This window comes from Streptococcus chenjunshii, from assembly GCF_003086355.1.
GTDB classification, from domain to species: Bacteria; Bacillota; Bacilli; order Lactobacillales; family Streptococcaceae; genus Streptococcus; species Streptococcus chenjunshii.
Genome location: NZ_CP031733.1, coordinates 386,313 through 402,650, shown reverse-complemented (window position 1 = coordinate 402,650; position 16,338 = coordinate 386,313). Strand labels below are relative to the sequence as shown.

Annotated in this window: 12 protein-coding genes; 5 read left to right on the top strand and 7 right to left on the bottom strand. The window is 43.1% G+C overall.

Translation table 11 applies throughout. The features are described 5' to 3' along the window. Positions 1–197: 197 nt before the first annotated feature. A complete protein-coding gene (locus DDV21_RS02160) occupies positions 198–2,492 on the bottom strand; it encodes a Xaa-Pro dipeptidyl-peptidase (RefSeq protein WP_116877455.1) in 2,295 nt (764 codons plus the stop codon). Positions 2,493–2,609: 117 nt separating this feature from the next. On the opposite strand from DDV21_RS02160, the gene gla reads away from it, so the two are divergent. From gla to DDV21_RS02140, 4 genes are all read left to right on the top strand, one after another. Next, on the top strand, positions 2,610–3,455 hold the full coding sequence (gla, locus tag DDV21_RS02155) for an aquaglyceroporin Gla (RefSeq protein ID WP_116877456.1): 846 nt from the start codon (positions 2,610–2,612) through the stop codon (positions 3,453–3,455). 630 nt (positions 3,456–4,085) lie between these two features. Further along, the gene (locus DDV21_RS02150) at positions 4,086–4,841 is read left to right on the top strand and encodes a CppA family protein (protein WP_116877457.1); all 756 of its coding nucleotides are present in this window, start codon (positions 4,086–4,088) and stop codon (positions 4,839–4,841) included. Next, positions 4,838–5,764: a serine hydrolase domain-containing protein gene (locus tag DDV21_RS02145; RefSeq protein ID WP_116877458.1), complete on the top strand. Its 927-nt coding sequence runs from the start codon at positions 4,838–4,840 to the stop codon at positions 5,762–5,764. The genes DDV21_RS02150 and DDV21_RS02145 overlap by 4 nt, the downstream gene beginning before the upstream one ends. Positions 5,765–6,182: 418 nt before the next feature. After that, the gene (locus DDV21_RS02140; protein WP_116877459.1) at positions 6,183–6,797 is read left to right on the top strand and encodes a DUF1269 domain-containing protein; all 615 of its coding nucleotides are present in this window, start codon (positions 6,183–6,185) and stop codon (positions 6,795–6,797) included. Between the two features lie 656 nt (positions 6,798–7,453). On the opposite strand, the gene DDV21_RS02135 is transcribed toward DDV21_RS02140, so the two are convergent. From DDV21_RS02135 to pflB, 3 genes are all read right to left on the bottom strand, one after another. Continuing rightward, positions 7,454–8,143 (bottom strand): DUF975 family protein, encoded by a 690-nt coding sequence (locus tag DDV21_RS02135; protein WP_116877460.1) that lies wholly within the window; start codon positions 8,141–8,143, stop codon positions 7,454–7,456. A gap of 192 nt (positions 8,144–8,335) precedes the next feature. Further along, positions 8,336–8,773, bottom strand: coding sequence for a GNAT family N-acetyltransferase (locus tag DDV21_RS02130; protein WP_116877461.1), 438 nt, complete (start codon positions 8,771–8,773; stop codon positions 8,336–8,338). A gap of 255 nt (positions 8,774–9,028) precedes the next feature. After that, entirely contained in the window at positions 9,029–11,356 is a 2,328-nt protein-coding gene (pflB, locus tag DDV21_RS02125; RefSeq protein WP_116877462.1) for a formate C-acetyltransferase, read from the bottom strand. Between the two features lie 452 nt (positions 11,357–11,808). Here pflB and dinB point away from each other — a divergent pair, with 452 nt between their 5' ends. Continuing rightward, complete coding sequence (dinB, locus tag DDV21_RS02120) at positions 11,809–12,918, top strand: DNA polymerase IV (protein WP_116877463.1); 1,110 nt, start codon at positions 11,809–11,811, stop codon at positions 12,916–12,918. A 126-nt stretch (positions 12,919–13,044) separates the two neighbouring features. Here the strand turns inward: dinB and DDV21_RS02115 are convergent, their stop codons facing one another. The 3 genes from DDV21_RS02115 to DDV21_RS02105 all read right to left on the bottom strand — a co-directional run bounded on the left by DDV21_RS02115 (position 13,045) and on the right by DDV21_RS02105 (position 16,336). After that, the gene (locus DDV21_RS02115; protein WP_116877464.1) at positions 13,045–13,521 is read right to left on the bottom strand and encodes a hypothetical protein; all 477 of its coding nucleotides are present in this window, start codon (positions 13,519–13,521) and stop codon (positions 13,045–13,047) included. A gap of 338 nt (positions 13,522–13,859) precedes the next feature. Further along, positions 13,860–14,843: a tagatose-bisphosphate aldolase gene (gene lacD, locus DDV21_RS02110; RefSeq protein WP_116877465.1), complete on the bottom strand. Its 984-nt coding sequence runs from the start codon at positions 14,841–14,843 to the stop codon at positions 13,860–13,862. Between the two features lie 86 nt (positions 14,844–14,929). Continuing rightward, complete coding sequence (locus DDV21_RS02105; RefSeq protein ID WP_116877466.1) at positions 14,930–16,336, bottom strand: PTS fructose transporter subunit IIC; 1,407 nt, start codon at positions 16,334–16,336, stop codon at positions 14,930–14,932. Between the last annotated feature and the right edge of the window lie 2 nt (positions 16,337–16,338).

Sequence of the window (16,338 nt, the reverse complement as noted above, 5' to 3'; positions counted from 1 at the left end):
AAACTCGAGCCAGTAAAAAAACGAACGTTTTATACTAGTCAAACGGGACTAAGTTTATATCGTTCGTTTTTTATTTTGTTTTTATTGATTTTCTGTCAGTTAGTTGATATTTTATCGAGATGACTTTTTCAGCAATCTTGATTTTTGCCCCATTCTCTTTTTCTGTTTAATACCGAAACTATCGGTATTAGCTGCTTTTATTCAACACTGTCTGACAGAAGAATAGGAATTTCCAAATAGGATTTACTAAGATCGACTGTTAGTGTATAGGCGCTGTTATCGCGGACGGTATGTTCGAAATCCGTAGTATAAAGCAGCAGCCGCAAGGTATCCCCCTTCAGAAGTTTATAGAGACTTGGCTGCAGTTTGAAAGAAACAGTCATCCATTTATCTGGTTCAACTGCCTTAACAATCAGTAAATCTTCTCTGTTTTGAAGATTGATGGCTCCTTTAGTAAGGACTCGGTGAGCTGTTTTTTGGAGAGGCAGTTCACGCAAAGCTTCTCGAGCGAAATTCTGCCCATTGTCAATCGCATTCCCTTCTATAATACGCGGTTGGTCTGCCAAGCGTTTTTTCAGACCGTAATCCAGAAGCTGGGCAGAGAGAAGGCCTCTGTTGCTGTTTGACTTGAGCGTTAGATGCAAATTGATTTCACCATTAAGAAAGATACTTTCTTCCAGTATAAAATCTACCGTAATCTGATTTGCCTTACCAGCAAATAAATCAGCTTTAAAACTATTAAAATCTGCTCCGTAGCGGACAAAATCTGCTGAATTATAGTGGTTGTCAACCTGCTGTTGTTCTTTTCCGAGTGACAGACGGACCTGCGAATCTGCCTCTAAATCTTTCAGACTCTGCCAGGTTTGCTCTGTGCTGTTGTCCTGCCAGATAACCGCTGGCAGGCTAAAATGGTCAGGCTGACCCAGCATTTTTTCCGATAACAGTGTATTCATACTCTCACGGAAATCAAGCGACTGCCAATTGTGCACATAGACATGCTCGCCTTGATGCAGAAAAAGATGTTTTTGAATATGATCCGGCAGCGCTTTGTAGATATTATAAACCTGACGGGGTTTAACATTCCAGTCCTGCAGGCCGTGAGTGTAAACAGCCGTACAGTCTATTTTGCGGGCATGAGGCAGATAGTTACGGTCGTGCCAAAATTGACTGTAATCTCCGCTGGAACGTTTAAGAGAAGCCGACTGCTCATCAAGCAGATGCTGGTAGCTTCTGTTATGGCGTAAATAGTCACCGGGCAGTAAATTCCGGGAATAAGTCAATTCTGTCAGCACATCTAAATCTTCTCCCGGATAACCGCCGGGGCTGTAAACCAAACCGTTCTCGCGATAATAGTCATACCAAGAAGAAATTCCGGACTCGGCAATGATTACTTTCAGACCGGCAACACCAGTCGTTGCAAGGCCGGTCGACATAGTTCCTAAGTAAGATTTTCCAGTTGTTGCAACTAAGCCGCTGGCCCAGGAAGCTAAAACTTTTTTGTCCCGTCTGGGACTGGAGTAAGCTGCAGCTCTGCCGTTCAACCAATCAATTACTGACTTGAAACTCTCAATCTGTCTGTAGTCCCCGCTGGTCATAAAACCATCAGAACCGGCAGTCCCTATTCCCGAAACATAGATGTTAGCAAAGCCGCGGGCTAAAAAGTAATCATTGAGCCCATAACTGTCAATATAGCTGAATGTCTCTTCCGCTGCCCCTTGTGGCAACTGCTCGTCAGAAAGAGGCAGTTTTGTAAATTTAGGCTCTTTTACTGCTATTTTTTGGGCAGTTTTGACAGAAAGCTCGCCTTCCATTTTATGAAGCTTCCTGTCATTAGCAGGAATATTTATCCCCTGATGGTAAGGGCTGGCTGTCATTATCGTCGGAAGAGCTTCTGTAGTATGATGGCGAATAATATTGACTTTAACAAGGTCCGGCTGCCCATCCTTGTCAGTATCTAAAGGCGTTTCAACATAGACCACTTCACGGATAAGCCTGCAGGTATCAAAAGTCGCCAAACTTTTCCCATTAAAAAAATGGTAGCTGTTACTCAAAGGCAGCAGTCCCTTACTGATAAGATCATCAAGCAAAGTCATTCCTTTTTTCATTCGGCAAAGCAAAAGGCGATAGAGAGACGGAATGATCTGATCGCCCTGATAGCGGACCGGTAAACCGACCTCGCGGACAAAAGCTGCAGTATCCGTAAAATCAAAATGGGGGGTAAATCCCAGAAGCTGCAGAGCAACCATGTCAAAAATCTCAGCTGATAAAGCAAGATCTGAACGAAAGAAAGTCATCAGGTCTGTTTCAAAATCAGCAATCAGATTTGCCAGAGCATACTCTTTATCGTCGTAATGAAACAGGGTATGACGAATAAAGATTTCCAAATTATCCTTGTCTGAATTTCGTTTTGAAAGTTTAAAATTTAAGTTATTCAGTTCTGAGAGCATCTGCTTCTCAGAAACAGGCAAATAAGAATACTGGTTATATTTCATAGGGAATCCCTTCAAGTAAACGTTTTTATTTCTCTCAAATAACTTTACATTGTTTATTATACTTGATAAAATGGTACTTGTCTAAATAATATAACTTTTTGGAGGAAATTAAAAAAAATGGATGTTGCATGGACTGTGAAATATATCACAGAATTTTTAGGCACAGCAATTCTTATTATTCTTGGGAACGGAGCTGTTGCTAATGTTGAATTAAAAGGAACAAAAGGACATGCCAGCGGCTGGCTGACTATTGCTATCGGGTACGGTATGGGGGTTATGATCCCTGCGCTTATGTTTGGCAATGTATCAGGCAATCACATTAACCCTGCGTTTACTTTGGGACTGGCTCTTTCTGACTACTTCCCTTGGGAGCACGTTGCCCCTTATATCTTGGCGCAGCTCCTCGGAGCAATGGCTGGTCAGGCTGTTGTTGTAGCCACACATCACCCTTATTATCTGCAGACTGAAAATCCTAATGCTATCTTGGGATCATTTTCAACGATTTCAGCTGTTGACGGCGGAACAGAAAAGACACGCAAAGCAGCTTGGATTAACGGCTTCATCAATGAATTTTTCGGTTCTTTTGTCCTTTTCTTAGGGGCAATGGCAATGACCAAAAATTACTTTGGTGCCGAGCTGATTTCGCAGCTGACTGATTATGGCTATGAGGCAACTGCAGCAGCTAATCAGGTAGCTCCTTATACAACAGGAAGTCTGGCTGTTGCTCATATCGGTCTCGGTTTCTTGGTTATGGCCCTGGTAACCAGTCTTGGAGGACCGACAGGCCCCGGACTCAACCCTGCGCGTGACTTGGGACCGCGTATCCTGCACGCTTTGCTGCCAACATCAGTTCTTGGTGAGCACAAAGGTGATTCTAAGTGGTGGTACGCTTGGGTGCCGGTCATAGCCCCAATTTTAGCAGCAATCACAGCTGTTGCCCTCTACAAACTGCTTTATAACTAAAAACTGGACTGAAGAAAGGTCGATAGCACGATTTTTCTTCAGCCTTTTTTGATACTCAAACCGAAAAAACACAAAAGAAAAATGGCGGTAAGTCCGAAATCTGTGATTTCGCTGACGCACCCCTGTCAAGATGACTAGAAGGGTGCGGTCGGCTGTTAAGACGACAAAGCCTCAGGCCGTAAGGTTCGATGCCTCGCCCCCGCAAAGCAATAACGCTAGGCTGCTGCATCTTATTTATAGTACAAGCAAGGATTTTGGGTGGCTAGGATTTTTGGCTGCTTTCCGACGGCTACGTCTAGCTGATATTTCAGTCAGCTCTGGGTTGTGTAGACCCTTTTTTGCACAGCTCTTAGCCCGTATTCAGTTCCATTAAAATATAAAGGTTTAAAAAGCTCATAGCAAAATAAAAGTACTCCCTTTAGCCATTAAAGGCTTGAGGGGCGGTGTCTGCTCACAGAGCATCCACACTTGCAAGCGCCGATGTCCCACATCCGCTTTCCTCTTTTCCGAATTTTTAGACTGTATGGGCTATAACCTCCAAAAATGTTTAATTTTCTCTGAAAGCAGATAATTTCTTGTCAAATAAGCTAAAATTGGCTAAACTAAAAGAAAGGAGCGTGAGAAAACCGAATGACTTTATCTACCCCTATGACTTTTAAGACAATTGCCCTGCGTGTTGACAACCGTGACCAAAATATCGCCTTTTACCAGCAGACACTGGGCTTGCGGCTGCTTGGCGAAGAAAATACAGTAGCTTTTTTTTCCGCCTGGAATAAGCAGGATCAAACTTTGATTATTGAAGAATCACCTGCTCCCGATACCCGTGCAGTCAGAGGAAGAAAAAAGCTCGGCAAAATAGTTATTAAAGCTGAAAAAGCTTCAGATATCGCTGACTTATTGGCTGGCGGTGCTGCTGCGAACAAAATATATAAAGGCAAAAACGGTTATGCCTTCGAGGCTTTATCGCCGCAAGGAGACCTTTTTCTGCTGCATGCTGAAGATTCTTTAGCAGATTTAAAGGAAAGCGCACCTCCCGCTTTTTTGGACAAAAATCCTGATTTTCAGGGACTGACAGCCTTTCACTTTGAACAGCTTATTTTAAACGTGGCTGACCCCAGTCTTTCGCAGGCCTTTTACCATGATCAGCTCCTCGAGTCTTTCCCTTTGAAGATAGCCTTTACAGCAGCAAAGGGGGCTGACTTGGATATCGATCCCAGTAAAACATGGGACATAGAATATCTGGAAATCGCAGTAAGGCCAGACTATGATTTAGCTAAGTTAAAAAAGCAGCTTGAAAACCGAGGACAAACGGTTTATCTCGATAAAAAAGAAAAACTATTAGTTGTCTCTGACCCCAGTCAGATTGAAGTTTGGTTCAGCAAATGACAGAAATATTTCTAAAAACGATAAACAGCCAAATCAAGGACGGACTCTATCATGGAGCCAGTCTGGCAGTTTACCAACAAGGAGCCTGGCAGGAATACTATATCGGAACAATTGACGGAGCCAAGCCAGTCAAGCCCGGCTTAATCTATGATTTAGCTTCGGTCTCCAAGGTCGTCGGTACTGGCACAGTTTGTATCTTTTTGCTGAACAAAGGGAGCTTTAAATTGGATGACGCTTTACAGGCCTATTATCCGGACTTTCATGATGCCTCTCTGTCTATCCGACAGCTTCTGACTCATACCAGCGGAATTGACCCATATATCCCTAACCGGAACCAAATGAAAGCTCAGGAACTGCAAGAAGCAGTCAACCGTATTGCTCTGACGGCTGATAAGAGATTCAAATATACTGACATCAACTTCCTGCTGCTGGGCTTTATGCTTGAAAAGATTTACAGCCAATCCTTGGCGCATATTTTTCAAAAAGAAGTATTTAGCCCTTTTAAAATGAAACAAACAAGCTTTGGCCCCGTGAAAAATGCTGTTCCAACGCAAAAAGGAGTCAACGACGGGCAGGTTCACGATCCTAAAGCAAAAATCTTAGGCAGACACGCCGGTTCAGCTGGACTTTTTTCAACGCTCATAGATTTAGAAATCTTTTTAGAACACTACCTGCAAGATGACTTTGCTGCTGAACTTTGGCATAATTACGGCAGTCTGGAAAAACCGCGCTCACTTGCTTGGAATTTAGAAGGTGACTGGCTTGACCATACAGGGTACACGGGGCCCTTTATTATGGTAAACCGCAGTGGGCAGCAGGCAGCGATTTTCCTGACCAACCGCACTTACGAAGGCGATGCCCGCAGTTTATGGAAAAAAGAACGGCGCAAAATTAAAGAAAGCATGATAAGCAGTTTTAAGTGACCGCTTTGCTTTTTAAGCAGAGCAGTTCCCGTATCTTCAAAAGGGTTTCTATATAAAAACGCTTTCAAATTAATTTGAAAATGATATAATAGACTTGCATAAAACCTGACTGATTTGATTGACCCAAATTGAGCATAGTTTGGGAGTTAGGCAAAAAAGCGCAATGTACGAAGCACAAGTAGATGACGAGTGTGGCTGATCTGTGAGTATACCTGCCCCAGAACCTTGCTGCTCCTCGTCCAGTCTCCTTATTTTTGCTTTGTTCTTTTAAACGAGCTTTGTATCTTGATGAATTGAACACGCCCTAAAATCCTAGTGAAAAAGATGAAGTTCAGCGCGATGCAGTACATCACTTGTCCTTCCCTATTTTCCTGCGGATTTCTTAACGGCCTTTGTATCTTATTGAAGGAGGAAAGTGATGTCAAATATTATTATGGCCATTTTTGAAACAGAAAGCGAAGCCTATCAGTCCTTCTCCGAACTCAAACATATACGGCCTGACGATAAGACACAAATTGCTCAGCTGGCTGTCGTCAAAAAAGAAGCTAATCAGGTGCTTCTAAAAGATTCCATTGATTTTAACGACACCAGCCGCGATTATGCAGCTATCGGCGGTCTGGTCGGCGGTTTAGTCGGTATATTAAGCGGACCTATCGGGGTTATTATCGGTTATGGCATTGGCAGTCTGGCCGGAGCTGCCAGCGGCAGCATGGCAGACAGTTCAAATAATAATCTTATTGAAGAAGTGACAACAAAACTGCTGGATGGTGACACAGCTTTGATACTGCTGGCACATGAAGAAGACGAAGCTGTTCTTGATACTTACTTATCTGCCTATAAAACCAGTATTATGCGCTGGGATGCCCTTGCTGTTGCCCATGAAGTTGAGCTGGCAGGAAAAATACAGGATGAACTTTATGAGAATGTCCAAAAGGTCATGAACCAAAGACGATTAGAACATCTCAAAGAACAGGGAAGCGATATCGCAGACAGCCTAAAAGCGACTTTCAAGCGTTTAAGGGGTAAAAAATAATTTTTCAAAAAAGCAAAGACTGTGGAAGTGAGGGAAATAAAGTTTTTGAGATTTTCCCCTTCCTGACTTGCCTTCAGCCGTAGACGTTTAGGAGTGGGATAGAACTTTTGTCAAGGATAAAAAGTTCGTTGTACCACCCCCGCAAGGCCTAGTAGGCATTTTAAAGCTTCGAAAAAGCGACTAAAATGTCACTAGCCACTTCATCCTGAAAAAGGCTAGAATCGATTTAAAAGTTAAAACTTTTACCGCACCCTTCTAGTCACCTTGACAGGGAGGCGTCATCGAAATCGAAGATTTCGGACTTACCGCCAGCCGTAGATGTCTGAAGGCTTTGTCGTCTTAACAGCCGACCGCACCCTTCTAGTCATCTTGGCAGAGGTGCGTCATCGAAATCGAAGATTTCGGACTTACCGTCATTTTTGTTTTTTAATGCTCAAAAAGGCTTGGGACAGAACTGTCTCAAGCCTTTTAAATTAACTATTTTACTTAAAATATCTTTTTTGATTACGCTTGCGGGTCATAGCCTAAGAACTAGAGAGTGAGGAAGAATTACTTTTCCCTCACTCCTGTTTGATATCTGTGGCACCGTACTTGGTCATCAAAGTCAGTCATTCAGCGAAAACTAGGTTCCCATTTTATCTCTCTTGACGGTTAGGTTAGGCTGGCTGCTGATTCTGAACCAAATCATCATAAAAAGCAGCATAGGTAGCTGATATATAGGGAGTTAGCCAAATATAACCGATCCCCAGCGTTAAAGAGGCTAAAATCTGCCAGCCTAAAAAGCTTAACTCTAAAACAAAAAGGTCCCACTTGTGGCCATCCATCAGCTGACGGCTTTTGGTAATAGCTGAAGTGGCGCTCATTGGCCTGCCTTGTTCTAAGTCATCTTTGACAATATAGGTACTTAAAGCATAGCTGTAGGTTTTAATAAGACCGGGAATAGTAAACAGAAGCGACCATAGATAAATGAAAATTGCTACCATCAAAGAATTAGCAAAGAATTTGCCATAGCGCCCCTGTCTAAAACCATAGGTTGCAGCAGACATCAGTTCATCCTTCTTACCGCGAACCAAATCCAAAAAGCTGGAGGAAATACTGACGGATATCCCAAAAAACGCCAATAAAAACAAGATATAAACAGCTATTATAAGAAAAAATGAAACGCCAATCAATTCTGTAGATTCATTGCTGCCGCCGGCATAAGAAAAAAGACCAAGCAAACTTATTATCATAAAAAATGTAAGCATAAGAAGCAGATAAGGAATGATAGAAAGCGCAGCAGCCCAGCCCCAGTTGCCCGACAGAGCTGCTTTTGCTTCGTCCTTCAATTCTTTTCGTGTTTTCATGTCATTCTCCTTCAAAATTTTTAGTATTTCATTAGTCTAGCATTTTTTCTAAAAAAAGTCACCCCTTTTCAAAAAGGTCTTTGGCTATACAAAAAAAGACCAAGCTTAGAACCAACAAAAAGCAGGGCAAAATAGTTAAAAAATGAACTCTAAAGTCAGTTTCTCCGAAGCTAAGGACGTTTCTAAATCTGATTACAGCGCCATTTCCATTGTAATATGACGAATCCCGGCCTCTTCAAAAACGCTCCCGACCGTGTTAAAGCCCATCTTACTGTAAAAACCTTCTGCTGTAAGTTGGGCATGAAGAGACAGTTTGCGGAAACGCTGCTGCTGACAAAAGCTTAAAACATGTTCTAACAGTTGCTGTCCCAAATTCTGTCCGCGATAAGCGGGCAGCACTGCCATACGCTGCAAAACTGCCTGAGCAAGGTCTTCACTGGGCAAAATACGGCAGGTAGCTGCAGCTTCACCAGCATCGTCATAAAGAACAAAATGTAAACAATAGGCCTCATCTTTATCAATTTCAATACTGCGCGGCACCCCCTGTCCCTGTACAAAAACAAGCTGTCGAATGCGGACAGCGTCATGATAAGTTTGTGAAAGAGTATCTCTGGTTTGTTTAATTTTCATAAGTTTATTATAACAGAAACTCCACTAATAAACCAAGCAGACAGAAATGGCACAGTTGCTGTCTTTCGAGGCTTCTCAGGCAAGCAAAAAGCGAAGCTGAGACACTGCATCTCAGCTTCGCTTATTTGAATTGCGGATGGTATTCTTCCTCTGCCGTACAAGTTACAGCCGCCTATCCGAATCCGACTTAGAGATAGAAGAGCGGGAAAAGCAATTCTTTCAAAATCGCGATTCCCCCCGCACTCTTCTTACTCTTTAGTTTCCTGATACAGCTTCAGCGGCATCATCCATTGAAAGCACTTCGTGGAAGACACGCTGCGTCAGTTCAGTTTTTTGTTCCGGAGTCAAATATTTAGTGTTGACACAGTAACCGGAGATACGAACAATAACATCTTCACCGCTCATAATCTTGTCATAGACATCTTTAAGGTCCATAACGTTCAAGTTAACATGCTGTCCGCCGTTTTCAAAGTAACCGTCAAGAATAGTGACCAAGTTATCCACTTGTTCATCACGTGTTTTACCAAGAGCACGCGGAGAAACTTGAGTGGTGAGCGAAATACCGTCTGCTGCATATGAGAAGTCCAGACTAGCCAGAGAATTCAGGTTTTGCAGCCAGCCGCCGCGAGCTTTGTTAGACGGATTAGCACCTGGTGAGAAGAACTCAAGTTTAGACAAGTTCACTGAACCGTCTTCATTCAAGTAAACACCTTTGTGAACCGGTGAGTTACCAGTTTGCTTAGAGTAAGCAACATTTGATGTGATTGTCAAAAGAGAGACAGTCGCTTCTGCGTCTTTATACAGTTTGTGGCTGCGCAGACGAGTTGTGTAAGCTTCAATCAGCCATTCTGCCAATTCATTTGAACGAGGGTCATCTTCACCCCAACGCGGATAATCGCCGGTTGTTTCATAGTCGTAGATATAGCCGTCTTCATCACGGATTGGTTTAACCGTTGCGTATTTAATTGCTGACAGAGTATCAACTGTATTGGCAAAGCCGCAGATACCAAATCCCATATTAGCACGCTGACGTGTTGGCAGGAAGGCCATTTGAACAGCTTCATAGTTGTACTTATCAGTCATGTAGTGAATGATATTCAGTGCATCTACGTAAGTATCTGTCAACCAGTCCAGTGATTTTTCAAAGTTAGCTTTAACAGTATCAAAATCAAGCACATCATCTGTAACAGGATCGATATCAAAGACCTTATAGTCTTTGTGAACATCATCGTAACCACCGTTGAGTCCGGTTAAGAGAGCTTTAAGAACGTTAACGCGGGCACCGAAGTACTGGATATTATGGCGTTGTTCTTCATTTTCTGGGTCGAGCGGTGATACACAGCATGAAATACATGACATTTCACCGTAACCGTCTTTAGCCATTGTTGTCACACCTTCATATTGGATAGAAGAGTGTTTGTGTGACATTGACATACAGTAGCGGCGGAAAGCGTAAGGCAGTTTGTCTGTCCAAAGAACAGTCAGGTTTGGTTCTGGTGAGTTGCCGATATTGTCGAGCGTATTCAAGAAACGGTAGTCCATTTTAGTGACACGGTGGCGTCCGTCTGCACCCATACCAGCCATAGAAGTTGTGATGAAAGTTGGGTCCCCTGAATAAAGTTCGTCGTAAGCTTTAGTACGAGCGAATTTCACTGTACGGAGTTTCATAACGAAATCATCAACGAATTCTTGGATTTCACTTTCAGTATAAGTTCCGCGGGCAAGGTCGCGTTCTGCATAGACATCAAGTACAATCGGCACACGTCCGAGAGATGTTGCTGCACCATTGATAACACGGCATACAGCCATGAAAGCAATATTAGTCCATTGGATAGCTTCTTTAGTATCGTAAGCAGGACGGCGTACATCTACACCATACAAATCACCGAGTTTCACCACTTCGCCAAGTGCCTGATACTGCAGATTAACTTCTTCACGCAGACGGATTGATTCTTCATCAATTTCAGTGATAGCATTCCAGTCATTGACTTTTTCCTGCATCAGGTAGTCAGCACCGTACAAAGCAAGACGGGCATAAACACCGATAATACGGCCGCGCGAATAAGCGTCAGGCAAACCTGTCACAGTGTGAGCGTGACGGGCACGGCGAATGTTAGAAGTGTAAGCACGGAAAATACCATCGTTTACAGTTGTAACATATTTCGTAAAGATTTCATGTACCGCTGGATCAGGTTCATAGCCATGCTCTTTCAGAGCAGTTTCTGCCATGCGGATACCGCCTTTTGGCATGAAGTTCAGTTTGAACAGCTCATCGTTTTGAATACCGAAAATAACTTCATTGTCCTTGTCGATATAACCAGCATCAATATCTGCAATTGATGTTGGGCGGGTATCCATTGGGAAACGACCTTCTGCTTCATAACCTGCTTTGGTTTCATCTACAATCTTTTTGATGTGGAGCGAGCGTTCTGTCGGACCAGCCAAGAAGCTCTCATCTCCGTCATAAGGTGTGTAGTTCGCCTGCACAAAGCGAGAAACACTAGCTTTCTCTTTCCAGTCAGTGCCTTTGAAACCGTCCCAAGCTTTTTCAAAAACATCTGTGTTTGTTTTTACAGTTGCCATAAGATTTCTCTCCTTAATCTAGTAACATAAGCCTACTGTTACAATTACAAGTATAGTTTACCATATAGTAAACGTTTTCCAAAGCAAAATGCTTATTTCTATTCATTTTCTTTTATACTACAGTTCTCCTATTTCAGTCCAACTGTAGTATAAATGTTTTATGTGGGCAGAAAAAAGGAAGAAAGAGTATAATAATAAAAAAGCACTTGATAACGGCCTAAAATACGAACAAAACGAAACCTGATTTAAAATTTTGTCTGTTTATCTGTGGGCCTGTCGGCCTTGTGTTTACAGTCGTTTCCCAAACAGCCCTTGTATCTTGCTTGAACTGAACACGGCTTAAACACCTTTGCCGTCTTGATAGAGGTGCTGCCTGCGAAATCGGTGATGTCTGGCTTACCGTCATTTTCATACGGATTTTTATACGGGCTTTGTATCGTGATGGAGGATTTATGCTGATTTTTCCGCTGATTAATGACCAATCGCGAAAAATTATCCATATTGATATGGATGCTTTTTTTGCTGCGGTGGAAGAGCGGGATAATCCTGACTTACAGGGAAAGCCTGTCATTATCGGCGCGGATCCCAGACAGACCGGAGGCCGCGGGGTGGTCTCCACCTGCAATTATCAGGCCAGAAAATTTGGGATTCACTCTGCTATGTCTTCTAAAGAAGCTTATGAGCGCTGCCCGCAGGCTATCTTTATTTCGGGCAATTACAGTAAATACCGAAAAATCGGACGGCAGCTGCGAGACATTTTTAAACGCTATACTGATTTAGTCGAACCGCTTTCAATTGATGAAGCTTATCTGGATGTTACCATCAACAAGTTAGGGATAAAATCCGCCGTCAAAATCGCCAGACTGATCCAAAAGGATATTTGGGATGAACACCATCTAACCTGCTCTGCTGGTGTTTCTTACAATAAATTTTTGGCTAAACTGGCTTCTGACTTTGACAAACCGCACGGTTTAACCCTGATAATGCCAGAGCAGGCACAGGAATTTTTAGCGCAGCTGCCAATTGAAAAATTTTACGGAGTTGGCAGGCAGTCCGTCAAAAAACTGCATCAATTAGGCGTTTACAAGGGGGAGGACCTGCTGAAAGTTCCTGAAATGACGCTGATCGACCACTTTGGCCGCTTTGGTTATGATTTGTACCGAAAAGCAAGAGGTATCAGCAATTCTCCCGTAAAACCCGATCGCATTCGGAAATCAGTTGGCAGCGAACGGACTTACGGTAAACTCTTGTATGCGGAAAATGATATCAAGGCTGAAATTTCCAAAAATGCCAGACGCGTTGCTAATGCTCTGGTACAGAATAAAAAGGTGGGCAGAATTATTGTCCTCAAAGTTCGTTACGCTGATTTTTCCACACTGACCAAGCGCACCACTTTGGAACAGCCCACCGCTGAATTTGAGGTAATTGAGGGCAAGGCACAGGAAATTTTTAACAGTCTTGAAGAGTCTTCTGCAGGTATCCGGCTTTTAGGGGTGACTGTGACTGGGCTTACTTCCGGTAAAACAGAATTGCTTTTAGATCTAAGGTCTGAAAACTTCTAAACTGCCGCTTTATGAATATATCTACCCCTTATCGGTTAAGTTAATTTTATTCTGCCAGCAGCTTTCCTCATATGCTTTCTAGCTTATAGAAAAAATCATCCTAAGAACCTAGGATGATTTTTTCTATTATGAAGCATCGCCGGTTGTGTTTCCTTCATTGAGCGTCCGAGCTTCCACAAAGGCATAAACATATAAGGCAAGGAAAATTCCCTGAATAAGGAGTCCCCAAATATTAAAACCGCTGGTAAAACTGTAAATAATGTTAAAGACAGTTACTCCCATTCCCAAGAAATAAGGAATATAGCTGATTTCCTCGCCATCTTTCTGTTTAGATAAGTTCCTAAAAACAAGAACAATGATAGCGACACTGATAACAAAGGTTACCACAGAAATAAAAATAGCGAAAGGTGTGATGCTGGCTCTTAAGGCTTCCAGCTGCTCTGCCGTATAAGCAGAAGTCACTTCCTCATTCTCGAGATTAGCCCTAAGGGTAAAAATCCCGATAAAGCTCAAAATCCCCAGTAAAACAGAAATAAATTCCAGTACAAGCACTGTAATATTCAGTGTCCGCAGAGTTTGGCGAACCTTTTCATATGAAATCATATAAGCCTCCAAAAAATATTATATTTAATAATATATTCTACCATAAAATCGTTATTCTGAAAACAGCGAATCCAATAAATTTTTAGGCGGCAAAAGGCTTTTTTATAAGGAGTAACCCAGTCTTTAAAGCAATACAGGTGCAATTTATTAAAGCTTAACGAGTAAGAATTTGAGCCTGAATGAAAAGGAACTCAGCTTAGACCCGCTTTACTTAGCTTTTAGCAAACAAATTTCTAACCGACTGTTCAGAGGCGGGGTAAAAGCCTCCGGCAATTGATTTAAGCCGAATCTAAAGATGAAAAGGCGCGAGAAAGTTTATATGATGGGGCTAGCAGCTCTCAAGTCCATTTTTCCTTCCAAGGAATGGCTGTCTGCTGCAGGACAGTATTTAAAGTGTCAATATTTTTGCGGCCTTGGCTCTGCAGCCACTGGCGGGCAGCTTCTTTCCCGGATTCTATATAGATCGGCACCACATCGCCCCAGCTGGCACGGCCGCACAGAACACCACTAAATTTTGCTCCGGATTCATAAGCAAAAATCAGTGTTTCTTGGAAACGGCGGGCAGATACCCCGGCACTTAGATAAATATAAGGAAGCGAAGCGGCAGCTTCTTGGTCGCGGAAGGCCTGAACAGCTTCTTGACGGCTGTAGACTACCAGACGACCAGATGTAAACCCCTCAACATAGTCCATATTGAGCGGCACTTCAACCTTAAGAATATCAACATTGAAACGCTGATTTGAAAAAACAGCCATGGCTCCGTTTACTTTTTGTGGTTTGAGCTTAGCAAATTCCGGACTTGCTTTGTCAGAAATTTTTTCATCATAGCTCAGAATTTCCAGAAAGAACGGCAGCTGCTCAGCTTGGCATTCTGCCCCTATACGCTCAATATAGGCCTGTTTCTGCTGATTAACAGCAGTATCGCCGTCCGCATCGTAGTAAAGCAAAAATTTAACTGCAGCAGCACCAGCTTCTTTCAAGCGTTTAACCGACCAACTAGAAAGGCAGGTAGGCAGACGGCTTACAGTGTCGCCGTAGCCTGTTTGCTCATAGGCTAAAAGCAAGCCAGCCGCTGCTGCACGCGCTTTTGCTGCTGGTAAACCATATTCTGGATCCAGTAAAATCGCTGATACAGCGCCTGTTAATTCTTCTGAAACCAGACTCTTTAGTTCTGTTATCTGGAGCGGACTGACTTCTTTGGTCTGATATTTTTGTATCATCTTTTTTAAGGCTCCGCGCTGATCAAAAGCCAGAGCAGAAATCAGTCCCTTACTATCACTGAGTTGAGTCAGACGGCGTTTCTTTTCTTCTTTAACAGCCATAAATTCCTCCTGTTTATACTATCTGCCTGAACTTAAAGGGAGTGGCAAAATCAGGAAGCCACTATAAAAAACAGGCAGTTTTAACTTTAGACAGATGCTGCTTTATCTGCCTTGCTTTTTTCAATCAAGCCCATGATTATCCCAGCAACAATCGATCCGATTCCAATAGCCAGCACCCACAAAAAGGCATGGGTAACCACAGGCAGAACGAGAAAGCCGCCGTGCGGAGCTGGAACTCGAACCTTCCACATATAGGTCAGAACCGCTGCAATCGATGAACCCAGCATAAAAGTCGGCAGTATACGGAGCGGATCTTTAGCAGCAAAAGGAATAGCCCCTTCTGTAATATGAGTGGAACCTAGAATCAGATTGGCAATTCCCGCATTTCTGTCTTCTTCACTGTAATACTTTCTAAATACTGTTGTTGCTACGAAGGTAATTAAAGGGGGAGCAATACAGGCTGCCGAAACACCGGCCATAAAAGTCGTATTCCCCTGAGCAAGTAAAGCTGTTCCGGTGACATAAGCTGCTTTATTAACCGGTCCGCCCATATCAAAAGCTGACATACAGCCGATAATGATACCTAATATCAGCGGATTAGCATTTTCAAATGCTGCCAGCCATGCCATAAGACTTTCATTGACCCAAGCCATAGGTGCATTGATCAAAGCCATTATTAATCCGGTAAACAGTACCCCAAAAACCGGATAAAGAAAGATTGCCTTCAGCCCATCCAAAGATTTAGGCAGAAATGCAAAAGCTTTTCCTAAGGCTAATACGATATAACCTGCAACAAATCCGGCAATAATTCCGCCTAAGAAACCTGAACCGCCGTTAACGGCCATAAGACCGCCGACCATACCAGCAACAAAGCCGGAACGCTTAGCAATAGATTCAGCAATAAAAGCTGCCAGAACAGGAGTCATCATATTCATAGCCACGCCGCCAATATCTGTATTGAGCAAAGCGGCAAACCAATTGTACTGGCTGCTTTCCGGATCGTAAGAATAAATTCCAAACAAGAAGGAAACGGCGACCAGCACACCCCCGGCAACGACAAAGGGCAGCATACGTGATACCCCGTTCATTAAATGTTTATAAATTTGGTGGCCGATGCTTTCCTTGCCTGTTGCAGTATTTTGCTCTTCGGCCCTTGCTGCTGCTTCACCGCCTTGAATAGTGCCCTTTCCTGCTAAAGCGTCCGCTATCAGCTGGTCGGCATTTCTAATGCCCTCAGCCACTGGTACAGAAATGACACGTTTTCCCGTGAAACGTTCAGCCTGAACATCTTTATCCGCTGCAATAATAACAGCATCTGCAGCAGCAATCTCTGCTGCCGTTAATTCATTTTCAACCCCGATTTGACCGTGTGTTTCTACTTTTATACTGACACCTTTCTGTTTAGCTGCCTTTTCCAGAGCCTCCTGAGCCATAAAGGTATGGGCAATACCCGTCGGACAGCCTGTCGCGGCAATAAGTTTATATGTTAACATTT

Coding starts and splice junctions, on each gene's coding strand:
- DDV21_RS02160 (WP_116877455.1), bottom strand. CDS start 2,492: ATGAAATATAACCAGTATTCTTATTTGCCTGTTTCTGAGAAGCAGATG.
- gla (WP_116877456.1), top strand. CDS start 2,610: ATGGATGTTGCATGGACTGTGAAATATATCACAGAATTTTTAGGCACA.
- DDV21_RS02150 (WP_116877457.1), top strand. CDS start 4,086: ATGACTTTATCTACCCCTATGACTTTTAAGACAATTGCCCTGCGTGTT.
- DDV21_RS02145 (WP_116877458.1), top strand. CDS start 4,838: ATGACAGAAATATTTCTAAAAACGATAAACAGCCAAATCAAGGACGGA.
- DDV21_RS02140 (WP_116877459.1), top strand. CDS start 6,183: ATGTCAAATATTATTATGGCCATTTTTGAAACAGAAAGCGAAGCCTAT.
- DDV21_RS02135 (WP_116877460.1), bottom strand. CDS start 8,143: ATGAAAACACGAAAAGAATTGAAGGACGAAGCAAAAGCAGCTCTGTCG.
- DDV21_RS02130 (WP_116877461.1), bottom strand. CDS start 8,773: ATGAAAATTAAACAAACCAGAGATACTCTTTCACAAACTTATCATGAC.
- pflB (WP_116877462.1), bottom strand. CDS start 11,356: ATGGCAACTGTAAAAACAAACACAGATGTTTTTGAAAAAGCTTGGGAC.
- dinB (WP_116877463.1), top strand. CDS start 11,809: ATGCTGATTTTTCCGCTGATTAATGACCAATCGCGAAAAATTATCCAT.
- DDV21_RS02115 (WP_116877464.1), bottom strand. CDS start 13,521: ATGATTTCATATGAAAAGGTTCGCCAAACTCTGCGGACACTGAATATT.
- lacD (WP_116877465.1), bottom strand. CDS start 14,843: ATGGCTGTTAAAGAAGAAAAGAAACGCCGTCTGACTCAACTCAGTGAT.
- DDV21_RS02105 (WP_116877466.1), bottom strand. CDS start 16,336: ATGTTAACATATAAACTTATTGCCGCGACAGGCTGTCCGACGGGTATT.